The 3,971-nt window shown below is 71.1% G+C and carries 4 protein-coding genes; all 4 read left to right on the top strand.

What is annotated here, in order from left to right:
• Nucleotides 1-304, top strand: a 304-nt coding sequence (locus AC6RA4_RS23775) for a F0F1 ATP synthase subunit delta (protein WP_500164523.1), incomplete at its 5' end; no start/stop codon positions are given.
• The gene (locus tag AC6RA4_RS23780) at nucleotides 297-1,829 is read left to right on the top strand and encodes a F0F1 ATP synthase subunit alpha (protein WP_500164525.1); all 1,533 of its coding nucleotides are present in this window, start codon (nucleotides 297-299) and stop codon (nucleotides 1,827-1,829) included. The genes AC6RA4_RS23775 and AC6RA4_RS23780, both read left to right, overlap by 8 nt.
• Nucleotides 1,826-2,671, top strand: coding sequence for a F0F1 ATP synthase subunit gamma (locus AC6RA4_RS23785; RefSeq protein WP_500164527.1), 846 nt, complete (start codon nucleotides 1,826-1,828; stop codon nucleotides 2,669-2,671). The genes AC6RA4_RS23780 and AC6RA4_RS23785 overlap by 4 nt, the downstream gene beginning before the upstream one ends.
• A gap of 61 nt (nucleotides 2,672-2,732) precedes the next feature.
• Complete coding sequence (gene nagA, locus AC6RA4_RS23790; RefSeq protein WP_500164529.1) at nucleotides 2,733-3,872, top strand: N-acetylglucosamine-6-phosphate deacetylase; 1,140 nt, start codon at nucleotides 2,733-2,735, stop codon at nucleotides 3,870-3,872.
• The last annotated feature ends 99 nt before the right edge of the window (nucleotides 3,873-3,971 follow it).

Genomic DNA, 3,971 nt, shown 5'->3' on the forward strand with positions numbered 1-3,971 from the left:
GCTCACCGCCGGTTTCATCGACGGGCTGGTGGCGGCGGTGGCCGAGCTGCCCGCCCCGGTGCGCGACCGTCTGGGCAGCGATGGCCCGGTGCCGGTGCGCGCCGCGCGCATGCTGCTGCCCGAGGAGCGCGCCACGCTCGAAGCGCGGCTGGCCGAGACGCTGGGCCGCACGCTGCCGCTCGAGATCAGCGAGGATCCCGATCTCATCGCGGGGCTCGAGCTCGACGCCACCAACGCCATCGTGCGCAACCATTTCCGGGCCGACCTCTCCCGGATCACAGCGGAGCTGACACGCCATGACTGATCGCAGCACCGACACCGACTGGCTCGAGCGCAGCCGCGCCCAGCTTTCCGGGACCGAGCTCAAGCCCGAGGCCAAGGCGGTGGGCCGCGTGGTCCAGCTTGCCGACGGCATCGCGCATGTCTCGGGCCTGCCCTCGGTGAGCCTCGGCGCGCTTCTGAGCGTCGAGAGCGGTGCCTTCGCCTTCGCCCACAGCCTCGGCCCCGACGAGATCAACGCCGTGCTGCTCGACGAGACCGCCAGCGTGGCGGTGGGCGATCAGGTCAGCGATACCGGCGAGGTGCTGCGGGTGCCGGTGGGCGACGGCTTTCTTGGCCGCATCGTCGATCCTCTGGGGCGCCCGCTCGACGGCGGCGCCGCGCCGGCCCCGGAGGACTGGCTCCCGGTCGAGCGCCCGGCGCCCGAGATCATCGAGCGCGGGCTCGTGTCGGAGCCGCTCGAGACCGGCGTGCTGGTGGTCGACAGCCTCTTTGCGCTGGGCCGCGGGCAGCGCGAGTTGATCGTCGGCGACCGCGCCACCGGCAAGACCGCGCTGGCGGTCGATGCGATCATCAACCAGAAGCACAGCGACGTGATCTGCGTCTACGTCGCCGTCGGCCAGCGCGCCACGGCGATCGAGCGCGTGGTCGCGGCGGTGCGCGAGCACGGCGCCATCGAGCGCTGCATCTTCGTTGTCGGCAGCGCCTCGGCGGCCCCCGGCCTGCAATGGATCGCGCCCTTCGCCGGCATGTCGATGGCCGAGCATTTCCGCGACAAGGGGCAGGACGCGCTGATCGTCATCGACGACCTGACCCAGCACGCTGCCACCCACCGCGAGCTCGCCCTGCTGACCCGCGAGCCGCCGGGCCGCGAGGCCTATCCGGGCGATGTGTTCTACCTCCATGCCCGCCTGCTCGAGCGCGCGGCCAAACTCTCGCCCGAGCTCGGCGGCGGCTCGCTCACCGCGCTGCCGCTGGCCGAGACCGATGCCGGCAACCTCTCGGCCTACATCCCCACCAACCTGATCTCGATCACCGATGGCCAGATCGTGCTCAACACGCATCTCTTTTCGACCAACCTGCGCCCGGCGGTCGATGTCGGGCTTTCGGTGAGCCGGGTCGGCGGCAAGGCGCAGGCCCCGGCGCTGCGCAAGGTCTCGGGCCGGGTGCGGCTCGATTACGCGCAGTTCCAGGAGCTCGAGATGTTCACCCGCTTCGGCGGCATCGAGAACCCGCGCGTCAAGGCGCAGATCGCCCGCGGCGAACGCATCCGCGCGCTGCTCACCCAGCCGCGCTTCTCCGGTCTGCGGCTGGTCGACCAGGTGGCGCTCCTGGCGGCACTGGCCGAGGGCGTGTTCGACACCGTGCCCTTGGCGCGCATGGCCGAGCTGCGGGGCCGGCTGCCCGCCCGCCTCAACGCCGATGCCGCCGCCGCGGTGGCCGAGGTGAGCGAGACCCGCGCGCTGAGCGACGACGCCCGCGCCGCGCTGGTCGCGGCGGTCACGCGGCTGGCCGGGGAGTTCCGCGAACAGGAGGCCCAGGAGGCATGAGCAGCCGGCTCTCAGAGGTCGAGAAACGCATCGTCACGGTGCACAAGCTCGATGCGGTGATCTCCGCCATGCGCGGGCTCGCGGCGGCGCGGGTGCAGGAGGCGCAGCGCCATCTCGACAGCATCCGCGCCTATGCCACCACCATCGGCGACGCGATCGGCGAGGCGCTGAGCTTCTCGCCCGATCTGGACCTCGACGCGCCGCTGCACCGGGGAGAGGGCCGCCGGCTGGTGGTGCTCTTCGCCGCCGAGCAGGGCTTTGCCGGCACCTATTCCGACAAGGTGTTCCAGGCCGTCGAGCCGCTCTGGGACGAGACCTGCGAGCTGGTGGTGATCGGCGATCGTGGGCATTACGTCGCCGAGGAGCGTGGCCTCGCCATCGCCTGGTTCGCATCGATGATCTCGCATCCCTCGCAGGCGCCTGAGCTCGCCACACGGATGACCGACGCGCTGTTCCGCCGCATCACCCGCGAGGCGGTGACCCGGGTGACGCTGGTCCACGCAGATCCCGGCTCCGGCGGCGCCCTGAAGATCCGGGTCAAGGAGTTGGTGCCCTTCGATTACGCCCGCTTCCGCCCCTCGGCCCGCCGCGCCCCGCCGCGCGTCACTCTGCCGCCAGAGCGCCTGCTGGCGCAGCTCGTCGAGGAGCATATCTTCGCCGAGCTGATCGAGGCGGTGATGCTGGCCTTCGCCGCCGAGAACGAGGCCAGGATGCGCGCCATGGTGGCCGCGAAGGACAACGTCTCCGAGAGCCTGCTGGAGATGATCGGCGAGGCCCGCCGCCTGCGCCAGGAGGACATCACCCAGGAGATCACCGAGCTGGCCACCAGCAGCCTGGTCTGAGCTGCCCATTGCAGCCGCCGCGCGGCTTTCCTAGGGTCGCGCAGACCCTGTCTCAGCGCGGATGACCATGACCGACATCACCTATCGCGGCGGCCCGATCTTCGACGGCCAGCGCCTGCTGCACGGCTTTGCCCTGCGCTGCACCGACGGCCGCGTGACGGCGCTGGCCCTCGAGGCCGAGCTTGCGCCGGGCGGAGAGAGCGTCGATCTCGACGGTGACCTGCTGGCGCCGGGCTATGTCGATCTGCAGGTCAATGGCGGCGGCGGGGTGATGGTCAATGACGGCCCCAGCGTGGCGGATCTCGCGACCATCGCGGAGGCCCACCGCCGGCTCGGCAGCACCACGATCCTTCCCACGCTGATCACCGACACCCCCGAACGCAGCCACGCCGCCATCGAGGTGGTGGCGCAGGCCATCGCCGAGGGCGTGCCTGGCATCGGCGGCCTGCATCTCGAGGGCCCGCACCTGGCGCCGTCGCGCAAGGGCGCCCATGACGGTGCGCTGATCCGCCCGATGACCGAGGCCGATCTGAAGATGCTCTGCGATGCCGCCCGCCGCCTGCCTGTGCTGAAAGTGACCGTCGCCCCCGAGAGTACCACCGAGGCGCAGGTCTCGGCCCTCGCCGAGGCCGGCGCGCTGGTCTCGATCGGGCATACCGATGCCGATTACGACACCTGCCGCGCCTATGCCCGCGCCGGCGCCCGCTACGTGACGCATCTGTTCAACGCCATGTCCGGGCTCGACAAGCGCGCGCCCGGGGTCGTGGGCGCGGCACTCACCACCGGGGGGCTTGCGGCGGGGCTGATCGCCGATGGCGTGCATGTGCACCCGGCCGCGATGCGCATCGCGCTGGCCGCCAAGCCCGAGGGCATCTTCCTCGTCACCGACGCCATGGCCGTGGCCGGCACCGAGGCAAAGAGCTTCCGCCTCAACGGCCGCGAGATCACCCGCGCCGATGGCAAACTCGTCCTGCAAGACGGCACGCTGGCCGGGGCCGATCTCGACCTCACCCGCGCCATCACCCTGCTGGTCAGAGAGCTCGACCTGCCGCTCGAGCGCGCCCTCGCCATGGCAAGCTCGATCCCGGCGCGGCTGGCAAACATGCCGGAAACGATTGGCACGATCACCGAAGGCGGCCCCTCCGACATCCTGCGCCTCAAACAAACCGATCAGGGCCTACAGCTCATCGCCACGCTCTGACCAACCCAGACAAGAAAAGGGCGGCAAGCGCACCGCACGCCTGACGCCCCTGTCTTCTTCTGGCCGAAAATATCCCGGGGGTCCGGGGGCAGCGCCCCC

The organism is Salipiger sp., assembly GCF_059781815.1.

Coding starts and splice junctions, on each gene's coding strand:
- AC6RA4_RS23780 (WP_500164525.1), top strand. CDS start 297: ATGACTGATCGCAGCACCGACACCGACTGGCTCGAGCGCAGCCGCGCC.
- AC6RA4_RS23785 (WP_500164527.1), top strand. CDS start 1,826: ATGAGCAGCCGGCTCTCAGAGGTCGAGAAACGCATCGTCACGGTGCAC.
- nagA (WP_500164529.1), top strand. CDS start 2,733: ATGACCATGACCGACATCACCTATCGCGGCGGCCCGATCTTCGACGGC.